A 23,275-nucleotide genomic window follows, 5' to 3' on the forward strand; every position below is an offset into this window, starting at 1 on the left:
AAATATTCAAGTATATTTGATTTTAAATTGTGTATTAATTCATTCTATAGTTCATATTCAGGACATAGATAATGATAAATAAGGCATATTTAAGATCCTGCTTATTGACTTCTTACCTTACTAGGCAATGGTATAAATTGAGTCTCGCCAAGCAATACACGCTGGCGAGTTCAGCCCTCGTCGTCCTCGGCATGATAGTCTTGGGAGGGTGGGTTTCCAATATCATCGAGACCATCGTCACGGAGAATGCAGCCGTCGCGACGGCCCGGTACATGGACAACTTCGTCCAGCCGCATCTTCAGGCACTGCCCTCAGCCAACGTGCTGCCGCCCGATAGCAGCGAAGCCCTTGACGGCGTGATGGAGACGGCGGCCGTCCATATGCGCGTCAGCGCGATCAGGGTCTGGGCGCATGACAATATGCTGGTCTACAGCACTCGTAAGGACGAGATCGGCAAGACACTCGCGCCCAAGGAAAGCTTGAACGCTGCCTGGCACGGCAAGATCTCCGCCGAATTCGATCACCCACACATCGAGGAGCATGACAAGGACCACGCAAGTCATACACCTCAACTCGAAGTTTACTCGCCGATCCGATCGAGCGCGGGCATGATCATTGCCGTCGCCGAATTCTACGAGAATGCCGAAGAACTCAGGCAGGCCCTGATCCAGGCACGAGAGCAGAGCTGGATTGTCACGGGAGTCGTGACGATTTTGATGATTGCAGGCTTGTTCTGGATCGTGGCTCGCGGCAGCACAACGATTGAAAGGCAGCAACTATCGCTCCAGGAGCGTGTCGAGCAGCTCTTTCAGTTGCTCGCGCAGAACGAGGATTTGCGTAATCGCCTGCAAGCATCGGCACATCGCACGACGGAGCTCAATGAGCGGTACTTGAGGCAGCTTGGATCCGACTTGCATGACGGCCCCGCCCAAATGCTCAGCCTGGCCCTGCTCAGACTTGATGTGTTGAAGCCCCGGAACACGGAATCGGACGAAGAGGCCAGGAAACGGGGCAACGCACACTCTACCATCAAGTCGGTATTGTCTGATGCGCTGAAGGAAATCCGCAGCATTTGCTCTGGGCTGACACTTCCTGAAATCGAAAAACTCTCGCCGAGATCGGCCTTGTTGTCGGCTGTGCGCGCCCACGAACGGCGGACGCTGACATCTGTCTCCATCGACATCTGCGATTTGCCGAATGACATGGATCACGCCACCAAAACCTGCCTGTACCGTTTCATCCAAGAAGGCCTGAATAACGCATTCAGACACGCGCGCGGCATGGGTCAACAGGTGAGCGTGCGATCCGACGGAGCACTGATCACTGTCGAAGTGACGGACCAAGGCCCGGGTATCGAGCCCCACCGGAATCATCCCAGCGACGTCCATCTCGGCCTCGCCGGACTCAGGGATCGGATCGAGATCCTTGGCGGAAGCCTGCATGTCTCAAGTTGGCCGAACAAGGGAACACGCCTGACGACACGCCTCCCCATTCAACCGACAGGTGAAGCCTATGGCTGACAAAATCCGGATTGCCGTCTTCGACGATCACCCGCTGTTTCGGGCGGGTGTCGTGCACACCTTGGCCTCCGAGCCCGACCTGGAGGTGGTTGGGCAGGGCTCATCGGCTCATGAGGCCATTCAGACCGCCCGGGAGCGGTTGCCAGATCTCGTCTTGCTGGATCTCGACATGCCTGGCGGCGGCATGTCGGCCATCGAGGCGATCGTCACCCATTGGCCGTCGGTGAAGACCGTGCTGCTGACGGTCGCTTCGGATGAGGAACAGGTCCTGGCCGCCATGCAGATGGGCGCCCAGGGCTATATTGCGAAGGGCGTCAGCGGCGCTGAACTGGTGAGCACGATCAAGGCCATCCATAGCGGCCAATCCTATGTATCGCCGGAACTTGCGGCCAAGGTTCTGACCCAGATGAAGAGGCCAAGCTCCAAGCGAAATGTGGCGGCAGACCCGTTCGCGGACCTAACAGGCCGCGAGGAGCAGGTTCTGTCCTTCGTCGCACAGGGCCTGACCAACAAGGAAATCGGCAACTCCCTGTCCCTCAGCGAAAAGACGGTCAAACATCACATCACGAATGTCCTTCAGAAACTTCACGCCAGGAACCGCGTAGAAATAGCCCTTATGGTCAACAAAAAATCGCCCGCAACCCAAAATATCAACACTCGATTACTGTAAACATCAGAGAGAACCGCTCATAAATATTGATATTTATTATAAAAGGAGCGACATATCGCTGCTCAAAGCGAGATCGATCCAAGCAAATAATCCGGACATCGATTAAACCCAAGACCAGGATACTGGCTGCATTCGGCTGGCCTACGAATTCCGAGTATTTGCTGCATTGCAGGGCCGTCTGGCAGACACTTTGCAGGAGCCTCGGGCGCGGTCTTTCGCGGGCAGTCACACCCCGCGAAAGGCACGCATGACCTGATCCGTCAGGGGCTTCGTCAGATAGGACATCACTGTCCGACTGCCTGTCTGCACGAATGTCTCGACCGGCATTCCAGGAATGATCTTCAGATTGCCGAGACGCTCGCGCTCTCCGGGCGTGAAGTTGATACGGGCAGGATAATACTGGGCCCCGGACCTCTGATCCTGCACCAGGTCCGCAGCAATCCGATTGACCACCCCAAAAACCTCGGGAGTTGTTCTCTGGTTGAACGCAGAGAGACGGAGCATCACTGTTTGCCCGGCGCGGAGTTGGTCGATATCCTGGGGTGCAACCTTGATCTCGACGGAAAGATCGTCCTCTTCAGGTACGATCAGCATCAGCGTGTCTCCCGCAGCGACGACTCCCCCGATCGTATGAACGTTGAGCTGATGGATCGTACCGGTCTGCGGAGAGCGGATGTCGATACGCTTCAACTGGTCTTCGGCCGCCACGCTTCGTTCCGTGAGCTCAACGGCCCTGTCCTGAATCTCGCGCAGTTCCTTGGCGACCTCGCTCCGCAGATCCTGGTCGATCTGGATAATCTGCATCTCGGTTTCGGTTATCTTCCCCTTGGTCTGGGCGACCGAGGCGATCATGGCGCCGCGCTCGCCATCCAATCGCGCGTCTTCGCGTGAGAGGGCGGTTACGCGACTGAGCGATACCAGATTCTTGCGCCAGAGCTCCTGCACGCCATCAAGCTCCTGATGGATGAGGACAATTTCCTTACCCTTGGCCTTGGCCTGGACTTCAAGGCCGTCGATCTGCTCGCGCAATTGCTGGACACGCTGGCCCAACTGATCCTTCAGGCCGGCGCGAGCCAGGCGCCGAAGGTCGAACAAGCCTTCCTCGCCGTCGATGAGCCGCGCCACGTCCGGCTCGGCCACCCGTTTCATGAGGCCATCTGGAAAGACGAGACGGTCGCGGCCGTCACGCTCGGCCTCCAGGCGCGCCTGGCGCGCATAAAGCTCGTCGAGCGTCTTTGACAGCATCGCCAGGTTCGACTTCGCCACCGTTTCGTCAAGTCGAATGACCACATCGCCGGCCTTGACCTTGTCGCCGTCCCGGACATTGAGCGCACCGACAACTCCGCCGGTGGGGTGCTGTACCTTCTTCGCATTCGAGTCGACGACGACCACCCCTGCAGCGACGACAGCTCCGGACACCTCCGTCCTCGCCGCCCATCCGTAGAGCCCGCCGACAAGGATGGTCGCACCGGCGAGGCTGGCAAGCAGGTGGCTCCTGATCGAGCGGCGGGGGTCTTTGGTGATGTTGGGGGACATGCATCAGTTCTCCACGGCCTTGAGGACGGCAGCGGCCGGGAGCGACACAGGACGTGTCACCCTCGACAGGACCTCGTCCTTCGGACCGAAGGCCTGGGCCCGCCCCCCGTCCATCATCAGGATCATATCGACCCCCGCCAACGCGCTCGGACGATGCGCAACGACCACGACGATGCCGCCGCGTGCCCTGACGCCCAGGATGGCCTGTGTCAGGGCCGTATCGCCCTCGGCGTCGAGATTCGAATTCGGCTCGTCGAGCACGACCAGGAATGGATCCCGGAACAGCGCCCGGGCAAGACCGATCCGCTGGCGCTGCCCGGCGGACAAGGCGGCTCCGCTTTCGCCAATCTCGGTTTCATAACCATCAGGCAGGCGCAGGATCAGGTCATGCACGTTCGCAGCCTTGGCTGCAGCAATGACGTGGCCTGCATCGGCTGCCGGGTCGAAGCGCGCAATATTCTCGGTCACCGTTCCCGCGAAGAGCTCGACATCCTGCGGCAGGTAGCCGAGATACGCTCCCAGATCCTCATCAAGCCAGTGATCGAGGGCCGCGCCATCGAGCCTGATCTTGCCACGGCACGCCGGCCAGATGCCGACAAGCAGCCGTGCCAGGCTCGATTTTCCAGAGCCGCTCGGCCCGATCACGCCCACGCCCTGCCCGGTCTTGAGCGAAAATGAAATCTCCTGGACCAGGAGGCGGCCCTGGCCCGGGGCAACCACCGCAGCGTTCTCCACGCTCAGCGACAGGCGTGGTGCCGGCAGCTTCAACCGCGCGCCCGGCGCCGCTTCGGCCCCCAAGACCTGCTGAAGCCTGCGCCACCCCTGCCTGGCGCCGACAAAGCCCCGCCAGTTTGCGATTGCGAGCTCCACCGGGGCCAACGCTCGGGACGTCAGGATCGAGGAGGCGATCATGATGCCCCCGGTCGCCTGGCCATCGATGACGAGATAGGCACCAATGCCCAGAATGGCCGACTGGAGCAGCATGCGCGTCACCTTCGTCAGTGCACCGAAGCCCCCGGAAACATCGGAGGCCCTTTGCTGGAAGGTCATGTGGCGGCTGTTGGCATCGTCCCAGCGCGCGCCGATGCGCCGCGCCATGCCAAGCGCCCGGACCACTTCGGCATTGCGCCGACCGGACTCGGTGATTCGGTTACGGACAGCCGCGGCGCCAACGGCCGATCTCGTTGCATGACGGGTCAGCGCGTCCGTCAGAAGCGTCACGGCGACAAGGAACAATGCCCCGCCAAGCGCCGCCAGACCGATCCAGGCGTGGAAGGCGAAACAAACCGCCAGGTAGAGTGGCATCCAGGGAAGATCGAAGAGCGCAGCGGGGCCGCCACTCGCCAGGAAGGCCTTCACCTGGTCGAGATCGCGCAACGGTTGTTGTCCATCACCGTCGACCCGGCTGCGCAAGGGCTGCCGCAGAACTGCCTGAAAGACGTCCTGGGAGAGTTCCCGGTCGAGCGTCGCGCCAATGCGCGAGAGGATGCGCCCCCGGCAGAGATCGAACAGCCCCTGGAAGGCATAGAGCGCCGCCGTGATTGCGGCGAGGCCGATGAGCGTGGGAATGCTGCGGCTTGGCAGCACCCGATCATAGACCTCCAGCATGAAAATGGAGCCGCTCAGGTAGAGCACATTGATCAAGCCGCTCAGGAGCGCGACGCCCGCATATGCGCCCCAGCTCGATGCGAGCCAGGATGGGCCTTTCGACGTTACGGAAGCCATATCCCCACCCCATATGTTGCCGGCGTCGAACTTGCGGCCGGAGGCGACCCGCCTGGGCTTGGCGGTTGTTCTCCCCTCCCGCCGTAAGGCGCCTGCCTGGCACGGGCTCGTTCCGACGACGAGACACTGCGACTCCGGTCGCGCAGCGCAACGGCCATGCCATTTCCTGAAATCACGTCGCATTCTCCGTCGAAACGGCCCGGAACCCGGATGCTGGACATCACATCGGCGCCGAAACGGCCCTCGGCACGCGCTAGCCAGAGACCGTAATCTGATCGCAGCCTCGGCAGAACGTACTCTCGTCCAAAGCCTTCAAGGACTATGGTCCGACATCATTCGGACGATCGTCGCTACGTCCTGGCCTTCACCTTCGGCATCTGCGCCACGGAGCGGGATGCCGCTGCGCGCCGGGGTGGACCGAGACGCGACGGCGGGGATTGCGAAGGCCGGGCGAGGTCGACCGCAGCCGGAACGGTTTGAAGAATACAGCGGCTGGTCATTCGGCGACTATGGTCCGACGGTTTCCGACCTTAGTCCAGCAGCACTAACCAGAAGTCCTAAGTACTTATGGCCGACACCTCCAATACTCCAGTCTCGATTGCAAATACCTCTATTTGTCAGCACCATCTCCGTTGAAAATTTCGTGAACAGCCTGCCTGCCCCCACATCGACGGGCCAGTACAGACGTAATATTTGCGATATTTCAGATGCAACGACTTAGCCCGCACGCGGCAACGCGCTGAGATCCGGAAAGAGAGATCCTCCAGCAACGACTTGGGGCCGATCTGGCCCCGAGCCGTATCGTGTTGACGCCTGCAAACAGACAAGCAAACGGGAGGTCCGGCTATGGTTACGTTTGATCGCGTAGACCTCGATTACATCCTGCAGCAGATCCTGATGGCCGAGGCCGGGCAATCGCCCGTCAACCCGCATCTGGCCTTTGGATTGCGCGAGGTCGCAGGGACCAACAACAACCAGTCCACCGGCGCCGGCGGCTCGACATCGACATATGGCTCGATCGACCAGCCTCTGCCCCTCTATGCGACTCAACTGTTCCAGCCCGCACAGGACTTGCCATTCGGCCCCCCGGGGACGCACACGAGCTACGCAGTGGGCACGCCATTCGTGGTGGATTCAGCGCCGCGCACGATCTCCAACCTGATCGCGGACCAGAGCTCGGCCAACCAGGCGGCGGTCGATGCCTACAACGCCCTGCACCCGGAACTGGCGACGCCCTTGACCGTGCAGCTCCAGTTCAACCCTGATGGCACGGCGAACCCCAGCTATGTCGCGAATCTGGGGATTGCCAATGTCACGCCGGATGGCGGCATCTCCGCCCCGTTCAACACCTGGTTCACCCTCTTCGGGCAGTTCTTCGACCACGGTCTCGATCTGATCGCGAAGAGCCAGACCGAGATCGTCTTCATTCCCCTGCAGCCCGACGATCCGCTGTTTACGCAGCCGACGACGACCAATCCCAACCCCAACAACTTCATGGTTCTGGCGCGAGCCGTACAGCCGACGGTGAACCTAGTCACGCCGTTCGTCGATCAGAACCAGACCTACACGTCCCACCCCTCGCACCAGGCCTTCCTGCGCGAGTATCTATCGACGCCGGGCGCAGTCGCCGGAACGGTCACGCTCGAGGCTACAGGCCGGCTGCTCGAGCACACCGATGCGACGGGCGCGCACCACCTCGCCACCTGGGCCGATGTCAAGGCCAATGCCCTGAAACTCGGTATCGCGCTGAGCGACTACGATGTCGGCAATGTGCCGCTGCTGGCGACCGATGCCTATGGCAATCTCATCCTCGGTGCCCATGGCTTCGCGCAGGTTGTCGTCGCGCATGCCGGTGGCGGCACGACACTGGTCGAAGGCACGGCCACGGGCCTCGACCTGACAAATCCGCTGGCGCTGGAGACCGGCGAGCAGGTTGTCCGCATCGGCCACGCCTTCATCAACGACATGGCGCACGCAGCGAGCCCGTTCGATTCAAGCGGCAACCTGCTACAGCCCGATAGTGACGGCGTCGCCGGTGGTGCTGCGCCCTCGGCCGGCTTCTACGATAACGAGCTTCTCGACAGTCACTTTGTCGGGGGCGATGGGCGTGCCAACGAGAATATCGGCCTGACGACCGTCCATGAGGTCTTCCACAACGAGCATAATCGCCTGATCGAGCAGACCAAGGCGATGGTCCTCAATGAACTCGCCAAGGGCGACACGTCGTTTGCGCTGAACTGGGTGCTCCCGGGGACCAACCTCGCCGACGGCATCCAGGACAACGAATGGAACGGCGCGCGGCTGTTCCAGGCCGCCAAGTTCGGCACCGAAACGCAGTATCAGCACCTCGTCTTCGAGGAGTTCGCGCGCAAGGTCGTCCCGACCATCCATGTCTCGGGCGACACCAATATCCATCTCGACGCGGCGATCACCTCCGAGTTCGCCAATGCGGTCTACCGCTTCGGCCATTCGATGCTGGACGAGACCATCGACCGCTTCGATGCCAACGGCAATCCGGTCCTCAATCCGGCGACGAACCAGCAGATGACGCTGATCGATGCCTTCACCAACCCGCTGGCTTTCCTTGCCCAGGGCTCCGACGCTGCCGCCCAGATCGTCAGGGGTGCGACCCAGCAGGTCGGCAACGAGATCGACGAGTTTGTCACGGGCGCGCTGCGCAACAACCTGCTCGGCCTGCCGCTCGACCTCGCCGCCCTGAACCTGGCCCGCGGCCGGGACACCGGCGTTCCGACGCTGAACGCATTCCGTCATCAGATCTACGATCAGACGCACGACGCCAACCTGCGCCCCTACCAGAGCTGGGACGACTTCGGTCACTACCTGAAGCACCCGGCTTCGCTGGTCAATTTCATCGCAGCCTATGGGACGCATGCCGCCCTCACGGCCGAGACGACCGTCCTCGACAAGCGCACAGCGGCGCTCGATCTGATGGTTTCCGCGCAGAAGACGGTGAGTTTGAACTACGCCTTCAAGGATGCCGCAGGCAACCTGACGAGCTTCAAATACACCGACGCCAGCCTGAGGCATACCGACTTCGCCTTCGTCGATCAGACCGGCCGCTACACCGATTATGGCTTCACCGACACGGCCGGCCATCTGACCAACAGCGCTTTGGATGCGGCTGGAATCACCAACATCGCCAATACGGCGAACGCCCTCAATGCCGACAATATTGGCAATGCCGACCCGTCGCAGGATGCCGGCAAGCCAATACTCGACGCCGCCGGACACCAGATCTCGGTCACCAACAACGACTTCAGCCAGGATGCCTACGACTTCCTGCACAGTCTGGGCGCCTACAGCAACGCCAATCCGGCAACCTCCACCGATGCCCACCTCATCCACGACGCCGATGGCGCTGTCGCTCCCTGGAGCACCGGCTCGATCACCGGCCTCGACCAGGTCGACATGTGGATCGGCGGCCTTGCCGAGAAGCAGGCCCTGAACGGAAGCCTGCTCGGATCGACATTCGAGCTCATTTTCCGGGTGCAGCTGGAGAACCTGCAGGACGGCGACCGGCTCTACTATCTGCCTCGGATCGAAGGCACACACTATTCCGACCAGATCGAGAACAACTCGTTCGCGGAGATGATCCAGGCCAATATCCCCGGCACACATCATCTCCCCGCTTCGATCTTCCAGGCAATGGAATACCAGATCGAGGCCAAGGACTTTTACCAGCTCGATGCCAACGGCAATGTGCTGATGGATGCCAATGGCAACCCCCTTCTGCGCGCCAACCCGATATTCCCGACCTGGACGGATGCCAGCGGCATCGTGCACAACCTCGTCGAGATCACGAAGGACGGAACGCTTCATTTCATCGGCAAGGATTTCTACTTCGGGAACACCATGGTGCTGGGGGGCACCGACGCCAATGACAAGCTGCTGGCCGGCAATGCCGATGACGACACGGTTTGGGGCGACGGCGGCAACGACACGATCGACGGCGGTGGCGGCAATGACAATCTGTTCGGCGGCAGCGGCGACGACCTGATCACGGACCAGGCCGGCGACAATGTCGTGCACGGCGATGACGGCAACGACACGATCCTGCTCGGCAAGGGCGCCGACATCGTCTTCGGCGGCGCGGGCGACGACTACATCTCCTCGGGCGGCGGCATTGACGACGTCGTCGGCGGCGCGGGCAACGACATCATCCTGGCCGGCGAAGGCGGCGAGGAGGTTCAGGGCGATCAGGGCGACGACTGGATCGATGGCGGCAAGGATGGCGGCGACGTGCTTGTCGGCGACGTCGGTGCACCGACCGGCCAGACTCCGCTCTACACCGGCAACGATGTGCTGATCGGTGGCGTCGGCACCGTCATGAAAGGTTTCGGCGGCGACGACATCATGCTCGGCGTCGGCGGCTTCGATAAGTTCCTTGGCGGCACCGGCTTCGACTGGGCCTCCTTCGAGCTCGAGACCCAGGCCGTCAGCGTCGACATGAAGCGGCGCGAATTCATCTCGCCGATCAATCCTCTGGGCGGCGACGGCATTCGCGATGTGTTCAGCCATACCGAGGGCGTCAGCGGCTCGCAATTCGACGACGAGATCCTCGGCGCCAATGATCCGCGGGCGGTGCGGGCGGCCGCCAAGGATGCCCTGCTCAATCCGAACCTGATCCTCGGACTTGCCGACACGCCGGCCGACGCCTCCGGCAAGACCTACACCAATCACAACGGGACCCTTGAGGGCTCGTTCTTCGCGCCGGGCGTCGGCGGCCCCAACAGTGCGCTTGGCTTCGCCGGCGGTGACATTCTGCTCGGCGGCGCCGGTAACGACCGCATCACTGGCGGCGGCGGCGACGACATCATTGACGGCGATGCCTGGTTGCATGTCGCATTGCAGCCGAACGCCCAGGGCGTGATCGGAGCAGGCAGCAAGATCCTGCGTGAGATCCGCTACGACGACACCCACCCCAACAACGTCGACACCGCCGTCTACACCGACAACGCGGCCAATTACACGATCACGGTGCGCGGCGCGGGCGGCGCAACCATCGTCCGTCAACTCGATGCAGCAACGATCGCCGGGCTGGCGAGCGGCGCAATTCAGCTCGCGCCCGATGCGCAAGGCTTCATCACCGTCGCGCACACCCCCACGGGCCTGGTCGCGGCAACCAAGAACGCCGTCGACGACGGCACCGACCGCCTGCGCAATATCGAGCGGCTCGAATTTGCAGATGTCACCGTCGACGTCTCCGGTGGCCGCAACCACCTCCCGGTCAGCACGCTCACCGTCACCGATCCGGCCGGCAACATCGCGGCGCCTGCCGTCGGAGACACCTTGTCCTCGAACTTCGCCACTGCCGGCGTTATCAAGGATGCCGACTTCGCCGGCGGGATCATCACCAGTCCGATCTCCTATCAATGGCAATATCAGGACCTGATCCGGGCGGAGTGGATCAACATTACGGGAGCGACGAATCCCAACGCGTTTGTTCCCGGCGACTTCGAGAGCGGCCTGCAGATCCGCCTGAAGGCCACCTATACGGATACGCATGGCTACACCGAGACGGTGACGAGCGCGCCGACACCCGTGCTCGCCGCCGACCCGAGCAAGAACTTCGGGCCCACGCAGAACCAGCGCGTCGTCCAGCTCGTGCCCAATATCGACGCCTATCAGGGCGAGTCAGTCAACGTCTTCGTCCCGATCACGAATTTCTGGACCGACGACCACACGGCGAACACCGCACTCCACTTTGCCGCATCGCTCGCCAATGGCCAGGTTCTCGATGGCTCCGCGGCCGCATTCGGTCTGCACTTCACGCTTCAGTCCGATGCGACCGGCGTCACCGGCGCCACCATCACCGGCACCCTTCCGGCAGGCTTCAACGGAGCGATCGACCTGCGGTTCTATGCCACGGATGATGCGATCACGACGCCGGCAGGCGTGGTCCTGCCCGCGCATACCGCGACAGCCGACTTCGCCATCAACGTTCTCAACACCACCGGGAATGTCGCCAACAATCCAGCCGCCGCCGTCACCGCGGCCGCGGCCCCTGCTGCACCGGCACCGGATCCGATGGGGGTGAGCTTCGACCGCGTCGATCTCGACTGGATCCTGAACAATATCAAGATGGCGGAGGCCCATCAGCCACCGGTCAATCCGCATCTGGCCTTCGGGCTGCGCGAGGTCGCCGCAACCAACAACAGCGCGGTGTCCGGCCAGGGCACGTTCGGCGCCTCGGACCAGTCATTCCTGCGACTGACCACCCCGGTTCTGGGGCTCGCCCAGGACAACCCCTTCGCGCCCGGCCTCAACCTCACCAGCTATGCGCAGACGCATGGCAGCGTTTACGATTCCAACCCGCGCATGATCAGCAACCTGATCGTGGACCAGAGCACTGCCAATCCTGCCGCGCTCGAGGCTGCCACGTCCCAGGCCACGGTGATGCCCGCGGTGCAGGACCCGAACAAGGTCGCGGCCTTCGACGGCGTTGACCCGACCACCGGCCTGCAGAATTACTCTATCCCGAACGTGACGCCGGATGGTGGCATTTCAGCGCCGTTCAACACCTGGTTCACGCTGTTCGGCCAGTTCTTCGATCATGGCCTCGACCTCGTCAACAAGGGCGGCAATGGCAGTGTCATCATCCCGCTGCTGCCGGACGACCCGCTCTACAAGGCTGGCAGCCCGACCAATTTCATGGTGCTGACGCGCGGAACCATGATCCAGCGCACGGCCGGCGCCGACGGGATCGTCGGCACGTCGGACGACACCTTCACCCACGAAACCACCAACGCGATCACGCCGCCGGTCGACCAGAGCCAGACCTATTCCTCGCATCCCTCGCATCAGGTCTTCCTGCGCGAGTACATCAATGTCGCTGGCGCTGGCCAGCCTCCGAACATCCACTCGACCGGACGGATGCTCGACCATGTCAACCAGGCCGGAGCGACACAGGCCGGGAATGCCAACGCGACGGCGGCAACCACCGACCTCTCGCACCACATGCCGACCTGGGCCGACGTCAAGAAGAACGCGCTCGACAATCTCGGGCTCAAATTGTCCGATTACGACGTGGTCAGCGTGCCGCTGGTCCAGGCCGACGCCTATGGCAACGTCATTCGCGGCCCCAACGGCTTTGCGCAGGTCGTCTACCAGGTGCTCGCCACCGACAACACGACCCATATCACGACGTTGCTGGCCGAGCGGACCATCGAGGGGACCGCAGCCGGCCTCGACATCGACCATATCGCGGTGCCGGCCGGCCTTGCAGCGCCGCCGAACGCAACGCTGTCGACGCAGTATGTCGGCGCCGGCGTCGCCTTCATCAACGACATGGCCCACAACGCCAGTCCGTTCAACGATTTCGGCCAGGCTCTGACCGCGGATGGCGACGGCGTCGCTGGCAATGCGCTGCCAGTCGATCCGGCCACGGGCCAAAATCTGGTCTACGACAACGAACTCCTCGACGCGCACTACATTGCGGGCGACGGGCGCGTGAACGAGAATATCGGCCTCACCGCCGTCCATGATGTCTTCCATTCCGAGCATAATCGGCTGGTCGAGCAGACGAAGGCCTTCATCCAAGCACAGCTCGACAAGGGCGATACCTCATTCGCATCGGAATGGGTTCTGCCAAGCGTCAATCTCGCGCCTGGCGCCGGCGGGGCGCCACATCAGATCACAGCCACTGAATGGAATGGCGAGCGCCTGTTCCAGGTTGCCCGCTTCGGCACAGAAACGCAGTATCAGCACCTCGTCTTCGAGGAATTCGCGCGCAAGATCGCGCCCGACATCCATGTCTCCGGCGACACCAACATCCACCTCGACCCGGCCGTGTTCGCCGAGTTCGCCCACACCGTCTATCGCTTCGGCCACTCGATGCTGGACGAAAACCTGCAGCGGTATTCGCTGCACCATGGCGCCCCCGGAGATCCGCTGAACGGCACGCCCGAGCTGGATGCCAACGGCAACCCGATCCTGCTCGACGGCAATGGCAATCAGGTTTCGAGCAATATCGCCCTGCTGACCGCCTTCACCAACCCGCTTGCCTATCTGAATGGCGGCGCCGACGCATCCGGCCAGCTTGCTCTCGGCTCCATGGCCCAGGTCGGCAACGAGATCGACGAGTTCGTCACCGGTACGTTGCGCAACAACCTGCTCGGTTTGCCGCTTGACCTCGCCTCGCTCAATATCGCGCGCGGCCGGTCCGAGGGGGTGCCGGGGATCAACCTGGTTCGCAACGAACTCTATAGCCAGACCAACGACGCGTCCCTGAAGCCATACGAGAGCTGGCACGAGTTCGGCCAGTTCCTGAAGCACCCTGCGTCCCTGATCAACTTCGTCGCCGCCTACGGCACCCACCCGACCATCGTCAACGCTACGACGCTCGCCGACAAACGTGCGGCTGCATTGGCGCTCGTCAGCGCCGGCGAGGACGAAACCAATCGCGGCACCGATGCCTATGACTTCATGCACAGCACCGGCATCTACGCGAACAACGTCAATGATCCACGCGCCTATCATGGCGCATTGATCGACCCTGCCACCGGCTCGGCTCAGATCGACCCGATCACGCATCAGCCGATGCTCGATCAGACCCCGCCGCATTACAGCACGGGCTCGGTCACCGGCCTCGACGCGGTCGATTTGTGGATCGGCGGTCTGGCCGAGAAGCAGAACCTGCATGGCGGCCTGCTCGGCACGACATTCGACTATGTCTTCAAGCTGCAGATGGAAAACCTGCAGGACGCCGACCGGCTCTACTATCTGCCGCGCATCGAGGGCATGCAGTTCTCCGACCAGATCGAGAACAATTCCTTCGCCGAGATGGTGATGAACGCCACCGGTGTGCACCACATATCGGCCAGCATATTCCTGACGCCGGAATACAAGATCGAGGCTACGGACTTCTATCAGCACAATGCGGATGGCAGCGTCGCGGTCGACAGCCACAACAACCCGATCTTCGCGGTCGGTCCGGCCATACCATCCTTCACCGGCGCGGACGGGCAGTTGCACCCGCTGGTCGAGATCCAGGGCGATGGGACCGTCCACTTCCTTGGCGAGGACAACTTCTTCGGCAACACGATGGTACTCGGTGGCACCTCGGCCAACGATCGGCTGATGGCTGGCCAGGCCGATGACGACACGGTCTGGGGCGATGCCGGCGACGACATCATCGATGGCGGTGGCGGCAACGACAACCTGTTCGGTGGCGACGGCAATGACATCCTGAGCAACACCAACAGCTCCATCGGCTCGTCGTTCCATGGCGATGGCGGCGACGACACCATCTATGGCAGCAAGGGCGACGACCTCATCTTTGGCGGCGCAGGCAACGACCTGATCTACGGCAACCAGGGTGTCGACGACATCGTCGGCGGCTCGGGTAACGACATCATCTATGGCGGTGAGGGCGGCGAGGAGATCCAGGGCGACGAAGGCGACGACTGGATCGATGGCGGCCCCGACGGCGGCGACGTGCTCGTCGGTGACGTCGGCGCACCGACCGGGCAGTTCCCGCTCTATGCCGGGGACGACGTGCTGATCGGCGGCGTCGGCACCGTGATGAAGGGCTTCAGCGGCGACGACATCATGCTCGGCGTCGGCGGCTTCGACAAATTCCTCGGCGGGCTGGGCTTCGACTGGGCTTCGTTCGAGAAGGAGACGCAGTCCGTCGCCGTCGACATGAGCATCAAGGAGTTCATTGCGCCCGACGCACCTCTCGGCGCCGATGGCATCCGCGACATCTTCACCCAGACCGAGGGCCTGAGCGGCTCCCGCTTCGACGACATCCTGACCGCAGATAACAATGCACGTGCACCTATCGTGCCGCTCGCCAAGAACCAGCTCAACAATCCCGGCCTGATCAAGGGGCTGGCGGACGGACCCGTGGACGGCTTCGGCAACCCTGCCCTGTCCTTCGTCAACGGCACGACGGAAGGGGCATTCTTCAAGCCCGGCACGGCGGTGGGCATCACTGGCAATATCGTCCTCGGCGGCGGCGGCAACGATATCATCGAGGGCGGCAGGGGCGACGATGTCATCGACGGTGACGCCTGGCTACACGTTGAGCTCTTGCCGAACGCCCACGGCGTCGTCGGCCTGGGCAGCCAGATCCTGCGCGAAATTCGCTACGACACGACTCCCGGCAACATCGACACGGCCGTGTTCACCGGCAACGCCTCCGACTACACGATCGACGGCAATGAGGACGCCGAGGGCTTCATCACTGTCGTGGACAGCGTGGCCGGACGCGACGGCACCGACCGGCTGCGCAATATCGAGCGGCTGCAATTTGCCGACACGACAATCGACGTGTCCCAAATCGACTTCGCCGTGACGACACACAATCATATTCCGCAAGCCAACCCCTCGGTCGGAGGAGCCGCCCTCCAGGTCGTACTTGCCGCTGGGCTGGCCGCCCCGCAGGTGAACAGTGCACTGACCGCCGACGTGACGAACCTGGTGGATTTCGACTTCGCCGGCGGCACGATCACCAATCCGCTGTCCTACCAGTGGCAGTACCTGAACATCCTGCGCGGCGATTGGGTCAACATCGCCGATCCGGCGCTTCATCCGAACGGAGCCACCACGGCGACGTTCACCCCGACCGACTTCTTCCTCGGCCAGCAGCTTCGTGTCGTCGTGACCTATGCCGACCCGGCGGCTCAGGCTGGTTTTATCGAGCGCGTCGTCTCGGCGCCCACGGCGGTCCTGGTTCCCGATCCACTTGCCGCGAACACGGCGCCATTCGTCGTGGCGCAGCAGGAACTTGTCGGGCTGCCCAATACCGCAGCCGTGCAGGACAAGCCGATTACCAACATGTTCCTGCCGCTGACGACGGTCTTCGGCGATCGCGAGACGGCCGCGACGGCGCTCACCTATACGGCAGCCATCGTCGATGCCAACGGCACCGCGCATCCGATCACGACCGCGACATCGTTCATGGGCCTGTCCTTCACGGTCGATCGGGACGCGACGGGCGCTGTCACGGACGGTCATATCACCGGCACGCCACCGGCGGGCTTCACGGGCGGCATCACGGTGCGGATCACGGCGACCGACCCGCAGGGCCTCGCCGTCACCAATGACTTCACGATCGATGTGCTCGGCCGCAGCAATGGCACGCCGGTCTTCGGCAGCAATCCCGTCAATACCCAGTTCAACGAGTTCACGACAGCGGCTGTCGTCGCCGCGCAGAATCTCAACACGCCCGCGGGTACGCTCATCGCCAATCTGAGCGCGACGGACACCCTGACAGCATTTCAGATCGCCAATCACCAGGTTGCGGCACCGCTCGCCTGGAGCATTGTCAACGGCGATGCGCTGACACAGGGACTGTTCAAGATCGGAGGCACCAGCAACGCGATCACGGCAGCGGGCGTGACCAGTGCTGCGACGCTGGTGTTCAACCAGGCCCCAGACTTCGAGGCGATCAAGCAACAGCTCGGAGGTAATCCCAATGCCTCGATCAACGCCGCCGGCACCGAGATCACCTTCACGATCCAGCTGCAGGTGAGCGATGGCGACCAGACGGCGATACAGACCGAGATCGTCCGGATCGAGAACGTCAACGAGGCGGCCTCGGGAGCGGTCCATGTCGGCGGCTTCACCGCCAATGCCGCCAACGCGGCGCTTGCCGGCTCAGACACGCTCGCCGATCCAGACCTGATCACGGCAGCCAACCCCACCGGCCAGATTGCCGGCATCAATCCGGCCGGAACCGCCACCCCGTTCCAGTGGCAGCAATGGAACGGCACGGCCTGGGTCAACATCACGGGCGCAGCCGGCACGGCGCCGTCGCTGACGATAGCAAACCAGACGGTCCGTCTCACGGCCAGCTACAGCGACATGTTCGGGGCGAACAACCCTGCCAACACCCCCTCGGCAATGATCTCGCCGGAGACCTTCGTGGTTGGAAACGGCGGCGGCAACACCTTGTCGGGAGACGTTCCGGCCGGCCTGTTCGCCAATGGACACAACCGGACCTTCCTGGGCCTGGGTGGTGTCGATACAGTCTCCTATGCGGGTGACACCTCAGGCGTCGCGGTGAACCTTCTCGACCCGACGAAGAACACCGGCATCGCTTTCGGCGACAAATATGTGTCGATCGAGAACGTGACCGGCGGTTCAGGCAACGACACCCTGACCGGCGATGCCAACGCCAACAGCCTTACAGGCGGCGCTGGCGACGATCTCTTCATTGCCACCATCAACGACGGCAACGACACTTATGCCGGCGGCGCCGGCATCGACACCTACGACCTGTCGGCAACGACCGCTGGGGCCATCATCACCACGACCAGCGCGACGAGCGGCCAGATCGGCAACGACACGTTGAACGGCATCGAGAATATCATCGGGAGCCAGGGCTCCGACACCATCACCGTCAATGGCGGCGTGAACATCATCGACGGCCAGGGCGGCAACGACATCATCGATGCCGGCGGCGGCAACGATACCGTCCATGGTGGCTCGGGCGATGACATCATCACGGGCGGCACCGGCAACGATGCGCTGTTCGGCGACGCCGGAAACGACAGCTTCATCTACACCATCGGTCATGGTGCCGATGCGGTCGACGGCGGTGCGGGCTCCGACAGGCTGGTCATCACCGGCACCAACGCGTCCGACACCCTCAATGTCGTCTTCAGCGGCACCACGCTGACCGCCTTCGAGGGCGGAACCATCACGGGCATCGAGCAGGTCACCGCGGATCTCGGCTCCAATAGCGGGTCGGGCGACACGTTGTCCTACGCTGGAACGACGGCCGCCGTAACCGTCAATCTCGGAGCTGGGACAGCCTCCGGCTTCACCTCGATCGCCAATATCGAGAACGTCACCGGCGGCAGTGGTGACGATGTCCTGACGGGCAATAGCGGGAACAACACCCTGACCGGCGGCCTCGGCAACGATACACTCAATGGAGCCGGTGGTGCCGATACGATGATCGGAGGTGCGGGCGACGATATCTACATCACCGATGGCAACGACACCCTCACGGAAGCGGCCAACCAAGGCACGGACACGGTGCGGAGTTCGGTCACCTTCACGCTTGCCAACAACTTCGAGAACCTCAGCCTGACCGGAAATGGCAACATCAACGGGACAGGAAACAACGCCGCCAATGTCATCGTCGGCAACAGCGGCAACAACACCCTCACCGGCGGCGGTGGCAATGATGTCATGACCGGCGGCGCAGGCAGCGACACTTTCGTCTTCAACACGACCAGCGAGTCCGGCGTGGGGGTCGGCAACAACGATGTCATCACTGATTTCGAGGGGGCTGGCGTCGCCGGTGGCGACGTCATCGATCTCTCGGCAATCGACGCCAATACCGGCTCCGGCGGGAATCAGGCCTTTACCTTCATCGGCAACGCCGCCTTTTCCGCCGCAGGACAGGTCCGCGTCGTCCAGAGCGGCGGCGATACGATCGTCCAGCTCAACACGAACAACAATCTCGGCACGATCGAAATGGAGATCAAGCTCGCGGGGCTTCACAGTCTCGCAGCCGGCGATTTCATCCTGTGAGGACAGAGAGCGGACAGCGCGACGGAGGCATCCTCGCGCTGTCCGCTGATACGCGGCGAGCGACGCCTTCTTCAGCGCGCGTATTGTTGCTACGGCTACGCCAGCAGCACAGAGCCGCTGGCGAGATGGGCGATCGTTTCGTCGATATGCCGGCGGGCCATCGCCAGCAGTTCCTGCTCATTACTCCAAGATGCAGGCTCCCCGGTTTCGTGAAACTGGCCCTGATCGGCGGCAATCTCGCCGGCCAGCCATTGCGCCAGCGCGGCCCTGTCCATCGTGCCGTCCAGCCGTGCGGTGATCGCTCGTCCCATTTTCGTCAGATGAACCGCGACGTGGCGCAAACCGGTCACCGACGGAAGCCCGAAGGCCGCCTCCGCTCGCGCAAGCGGCCAGGCAACGGGGCGTGACGCGTCTTCCCGTCCGACCGAGAGCGCCAACAGAGACAGCTCTGCTCGGCCTTCCTGGATGAGGCTCATGAGCACGCGCGCGACTTTGGTCCCCTCCCCCCCGGCCGCGAGCTCGGTGACCGGAAGCGTACCCGGCCATGCTTCGGCCAAGCGGAACAGTGCTTGCGCAACAGCCGCGCATCTGGTCCCCAGTCGGCGCCCCCGCGCATCCTTGAACGATGCCGTCCCGCCGGCTGCCGGCGCCATCCGCTCGAGTCGCATCGAGACATGGAGGTGGCGGAGATCGGCCAGCGTCGGCGCGCGGATCGCGCGGGCCGCGCCTGCCTTGACGAGCAGTGAGCGCCGGAACGGCCTGCCGCCATATTGGTCGAGCAACGCGCCCGCCCGCATTGGCTCCTGCACCGCCAGTTCCGCGATCCTGCCCCGCATGCCTGGTGCAAGCAGCTCGCGAGCATCGGCATCGAGGTCGGCTTCACACAGGAAACCCAGCCCGTGCCTGCCCGCCCGCTCCATGAAGTCGCCGAACGAGCACGGCGCGTTATGCTCGGCCAGGAACTCGCCCAGCAGATAGGAGCCCGGCATCCGCAGCAGGCGTGCCGCTTCCGCGCGCATGATCTGCCCAAAAGCAAAACCTCCCGCAGTCGCGCTCCGCAGGGTTTCGAGGACCGCGCGGGCCCGCTCGACGCGCTCCCGCGGCGTGCCCCTGTTGCCGACCTGGCTGCACAGGATGTCGCGGACCGGGCTGCGCAGATGCCAGCCCGGCAGAACATTGTAGCTGACGGCCGCGATGCCGTTATCGGCAAGCGACGCCTCGATCATGCGCAGGATCGCATCCTGCACATGCCCCGGAACCCAGCTGAACACACCGTGGCAAATCACATACTCGAAATGCCCGCGGGCGCTGCCGGTATTAGCGAGATCGGCCTCGATCAGCTCGATATTGCCAAGGCCCAGCCCAGCGATCCTGCGGCGCCCGTCCGCGATCTGTCGTGAGGACAGATCGATCCCGACGAAGCGGGAGCACGGGAAACGCGCGGCCATCGGGATGAGATTACCCCCCGACGCACAGCCGAGCTCCAGCACGCGCGCGGGCTCAGCCGCAGGAGCGTCGAGACCATGGAGGGTCGCAAGCGCGCCGAGCGTCGCGGGATAGGTGTAGGCGATCGGCAGCGAGAGATACGGGAAGTCGTCATAATCGCTGGCATCGCCGCCGGGTCCAGCGCGCTCGGCAACGGGGCTTGGATCTGCTGGGTCGCCCGCGCTCATCCGCCCCCTCGTCACCGACACCATGCCGGACGCCCAACGGGTCTTGCATACCCCGTGTCGCCCGCAGCCAGAGCGGGATCATACTGAGCCTGCAAACCGGGCAACTGCAACCCTATGGCCAGCGCCTCGGCGTCAGATCGCCCCCGGGCATGTCATGCAAGCGAGCAGACAGCCCATCGCCGTCGCTCGCGCACTGGCTGGGTGTGGTTCAGCCCGCCCCGCGCGCCCCTCGGGCGCGGAGAAGATCCTTCTCGCTTCACGGAACTCGACGCCGCGCGAAACGTCGCGACTTCAGCCGTCAGGAGGGCGGATCAGGCGCCGCGCTCCAGTTCCGCCGCCGCAAAGGCGACATGGTAGAGGACGCGCGTCGGGACGATGTCCTCGCGCGAACCACCGTCAGGACAGAGGCGGTTCGCCCAGAGCAATGCGCCGTTGCCGAAGAAGAGCTCGCGGATCTCCGTGAAGTGACGTTCCGCGCGCTTCGCCGCGTCGCTGTCGCCGAAATGCCGCGCCCGCGCGATCTCGGCCTTCACATACTCGGTCTGCGGCCACAGCAGACGATCGAGAGACAGAGGGTCACCTGCCGCGCTCATCGCCTCGATGACCCCCGTCCGACCATCCGCGAAGCCCCGAACGCCATGCTGCATCGCCGAAGCGTAGAGCCGGTCGATGGGAGCAAGCACCCGCTCATCGCCAGAGAGAGCATGGTACTCGAGCAGGAGCCAGACCCATTCGAAATGGTGCCCCGGCTCGCGCCAGTCGCCCTTTTCCCCAGGGCAGGGCGCCAGGTCCTCGGTCATGAATTCGATCAGCGAACCCGTGCGCGCGTCGAAGAAATGCGCCAGGAAGAGATCGACGATGCCCCGTGCGCGCAGCAGCCACTCGGCTTCGCCGGTGACCCGGCATGCGGCAAGCAGCGCCTCGAGCAGGTGCATATGAGGATTCTGGCGACGCGGCGCAGCGGAGGGCTCGAGGCTCTCGCGATAGCCGCCGGCAGGATGAGCCATCCGATCGTCAAGAAAGGCGATGGTCTCGCGCAGAACGGAACGATAGCCGGCATCGCCGGTCGCGTGCTCCATCCAGGCAGAGGCGAAGGCGACGAAGGCATGATCGTAGAAGTCGCGGGTCGCCCCTTCGGGCCCGGTGCTTTGCCTGAAGCCGCCATCGGCCGAGCGCAACGCATCGACGATCACAGCGAAGGCCTCCTTCGCCGCGGTCAGCGCCCAGTCGCCCGGCGCGCCGAGCTTGTGTGCCACTGCAAAGCTGTAGGCTAGGCGAGCCTGGACCAGCAGCATCCGCGGCTGTCCGATCAAGGGCTCGCCGGATGCCGACAGCCCGCTCACGAAGCCGCCGGCGGGATGACGGGCACTCCGTGCCCAGCCCGGAAGCAGCTCCTCGGTCAGCCACCGTCCGGCGCGGCCTCTGGGAGAAGCGAAATCAGGCATTCCGGCTGCCGCAGAATTCATCGTCACGTTTTCAAGCCACGCCATGTGTCGCCAGCAGATGCCGCATCCGTGCGGTTGCCTTCTCGGGATCGATCAGGACGCCGGCCTGATCGGCCAGTCTGAAGACACGCGAGAGATGCAGGATGGAGCGCGTGCTCTCCTGCCCGCCCAGCATTGTGAAATGGTCCTGATGACCGTTGAGCCAGGCGATGAAGACCACACCCGTCTTGTAGAAACGTGTCGGGGCCGTGAAGATTTCGCGGCTGAGCGGAACGGTCGCCGCCAATGTTCTGCGAAAGCACTCCTGCTCACCGCGCGCAAGATCCCCCAGCGCAGCATTCACAGCCGGCGCAATCGGATTGAAGATGCCAAGCAACGCATCGGAGTGCCCCTGCTCGTCTCCCTCGATCAGCTCGGCGTAGTTGAAGTCGTCCCCGGTGAACATGCGCACCCCGGCCGGCAGGCGGCGGCGCATCAGGATCTCCTTGTCCTTGTCGAGCAGGGAGATCTTGATGCCGGCAACCTTGTCGGCATGGGCAGCGATGATGTCGAGCACTGTAACCATGGTGGTCTCGAATTCGGCCCCACCCCAATATCCTGCGAGGGCGGGATCGAACATGTCGCCCAGCCAGTGTAGGACGACCGGCTCGCGCACCTGCGACAGGATGCGCCCATAGACGCGGGCATAATCGGCCGGTTCGCGTGCCGCGGCGGCCAGCGCGCGCGACGCCATCAGGATGATGCGCCCACCGAGCGCTTCGACGGCCTCGCACTGGGTCTCATAGGCCCGCAGCACGTCATCGACCGTGACGCCCGGACCCGGCTCAAGATGGTCGGTTCCGACGCCCGAAGCGATCAGCGCCCCCGGAAAATCCCGGCTCGCTTCGACGCTGCGGCGGATGAGCTCCAGCGCTGAGGGCCAGCCAAGTCCCATGCCGCGCTGCGCGGTATCCATCGCTTCGGCGACACCAAGACCCAGCGACCAGAGGTGCCGACGGAAGGCGATGGTGCGCTCCCAGTCGATCGCTGCGTCGAGCCAGGGATCGTGCTCAGCCAATGCATCCACCACGACATGGGGCGCAGCATAGGCCACGCGTGCGAACGGGCCCTCGTGCCGCTCGAAGGCGCGCGCCGGCGACAGGGTGAAGGTTTCGCTGCGCCCAGGCGCGACGGGTAGGACAAGGTTCGGCATTGAAG

General features: G+C 63.4%; 8 protein-coding genes. 3 read left to right on the forward strand and 5 right to left on the reverse strand.

The genetic code is table 11. The features are described from left to right. Nucleotides 1-137 precede the first annotated feature (137 nt). Both BIWAKO_RS06145 and BIWAKO_RS06150 read left to right on the forward strand, forming a co-directional pair. On the forward strand, nucleotides 138-1,520 hold the full coding sequence (locus BIWAKO_RS06145; protein ID WP_176733271.1) for a sensor histidine kinase: 1,383 nt from the start codon (nucleotides 138-140) through the stop codon (nucleotides 1,518-1,520). Then, the gene (locus BIWAKO_RS06150) at nucleotides 1,513-2,190 is read left to right on the forward strand and encodes a response regulator (protein ID WP_069877784.1); all 678 of its coding nucleotides are present in this window, start codon (nucleotides 1,513-1,515) and stop codon (nucleotides 2,188-2,190) included. The genes BIWAKO_RS06145 and BIWAKO_RS06150 overlap by 8 nt, the downstream gene beginning before the upstream one ends. A 225-nt stretch (nucleotides 2,191-2,415) precedes the next feature. Here BIWAKO_RS06150 and BIWAKO_RS06155 read toward each other — a convergent pair whose 3' ends face one another. Together BIWAKO_RS06155 and BIWAKO_RS06160 are read right to left on the reverse strand one after the other, a co-directional pair. Continuing rightward, nucleotides 2,416-3,726: an HlyD family type I secretion periplasmic adaptor subunit gene (locus BIWAKO_RS06155; RefSeq protein ID WP_069877785.1), complete on the reverse strand. Its 1,311-nt coding sequence runs from the start codon at nucleotides 3,724-3,726 to the stop codon at nucleotides 2,416-2,418. 3 nt (nucleotides 3,727-3,729) lie between these two features. Continuing rightward, nucleotides 3,730-5,451, reverse strand: coding sequence for a type I secretion system permease/ATPase (locus tag BIWAKO_RS06160; protein ID WP_069877786.1), 1,722 nt, complete (start codon nucleotides 5,449-5,451; stop codon nucleotides 3,730-3,732). Between the two features lie 846 nt (nucleotides 5,452-6,297). Here BIWAKO_RS06160 and BIWAKO_RS06165 point away from each other — a divergent pair. Next, nucleotides 6,298-18,960 carry a peroxidase family protein gene (locus tag BIWAKO_RS06165; protein WP_069877787.1) on the forward strand — a complete coding sequence of 4,221 codons (12,663 nt, stop codon included), beginning with the start codon at nucleotides 6,298-6,300 and terminating at the stop codon, nucleotides 18,958-18,960. A 95-nt stretch (nucleotides 18,961-19,055) separates the two neighbouring features. Here the strand turns inward: BIWAKO_RS06165 and BIWAKO_RS06170 are convergent, their stop codons facing one another. The 3 genes from BIWAKO_RS06170 to BIWAKO_RS06180 all read right to left on the reverse strand — a co-directional run bounded on the left by BIWAKO_RS06170 (nucleotide 19,056) and on the right by BIWAKO_RS06180 (nucleotide 23,270). Next, complete coding sequence (locus tag BIWAKO_RS06170) at nucleotides 19,056-20,633, reverse strand: class I SAM-dependent methyltransferase (RefSeq protein WP_069877788.1); 1,578 nt, start codon at nucleotides 20,631-20,633, stop codon at nucleotides 19,056-19,058. A 311-nt stretch (nucleotides 20,634-20,944) separates the two neighbouring features. Then, the gene (locus tag BIWAKO_RS06175) at nucleotides 20,945-22,078 is read right to left on the reverse strand and encodes an AGE family epimerase/isomerase (protein ID WP_176733272.1); all 1,134 of its coding nucleotides are present in this window, start codon (nucleotides 22,076-22,078) and stop codon (nucleotides 20,945-20,947) included. A 31-nt stretch (nucleotides 22,079-22,109) separates the two neighbouring features. Then, nucleotides 22,110-23,270: a dihydrodipicolinate synthase family protein gene (locus BIWAKO_RS06180; RefSeq protein WP_069877790.1), complete on the reverse strand. Its 1,161-nt coding sequence runs from the start codon at nucleotides 23,268-23,270 to the stop codon at nucleotides 22,110-22,112. Nucleotides 23,271-23,275: the final 5 nt, after the last annotated feature.

This window comes from Bosea sp. BIWAKO-01 (assembly GCF_001748145.1).
Lineage (GTDB): Bacteria > Pseudomonadota > Alphaproteobacteria > Rhizobiales > Beijerinckiaceae > Allobosea.

Bases quoted from the DNA above. Each gene is read 5' to 3' on its own strand.
- BIWAKO_RS06150 (WP_069877784.1), top strand. From the start codon at position 1,513: ATGGCTGACAAAATCCGGATTGCCGTCTTCGACGATCACCCGCTGTTT.
- BIWAKO_RS06180 (WP_069877790.1), bottom strand. From the start codon at position 23,270: ATGCCGAACCTTGTCCTACCCGTCGCGCCTGGGCGCAGCGAAACCTTC.
- BIWAKO_RS06170 (WP_069877788.1), bottom strand. From the start codon at position 20,633: ATGAGCGCGGGCGACCCAGCAGATCCAAGCCCCGTTGCCGAGCGCGCT.
- BIWAKO_RS06165 (WP_069877787.1), top strand. From the start codon at position 6,298: ATGGTTACGTTTGATCGCGTAGACCTCGATTACATCCTGCAGCAGATC.
- BIWAKO_RS06155 (WP_069877785.1), bottom strand. From the start codon at position 3,726: ATGTCCCCCAACATCACCAAAGACCCCCGCCGCTCGATCAGGAGCCAC.
- BIWAKO_RS06175 (WP_176733272.1), bottom strand. From the start codon at position 22,078: ATGCCTGATTTCGCTTCTCCCAGAGGCCGCGCCGGACGGTGGCTGACC.
- BIWAKO_RS06160 (WP_069877786.1), bottom strand. From the start codon at position 5,451: ATGGCTTCCGTAACGTCGAAAGGCCCATCCTGGCTCGCATCGAGCTGG.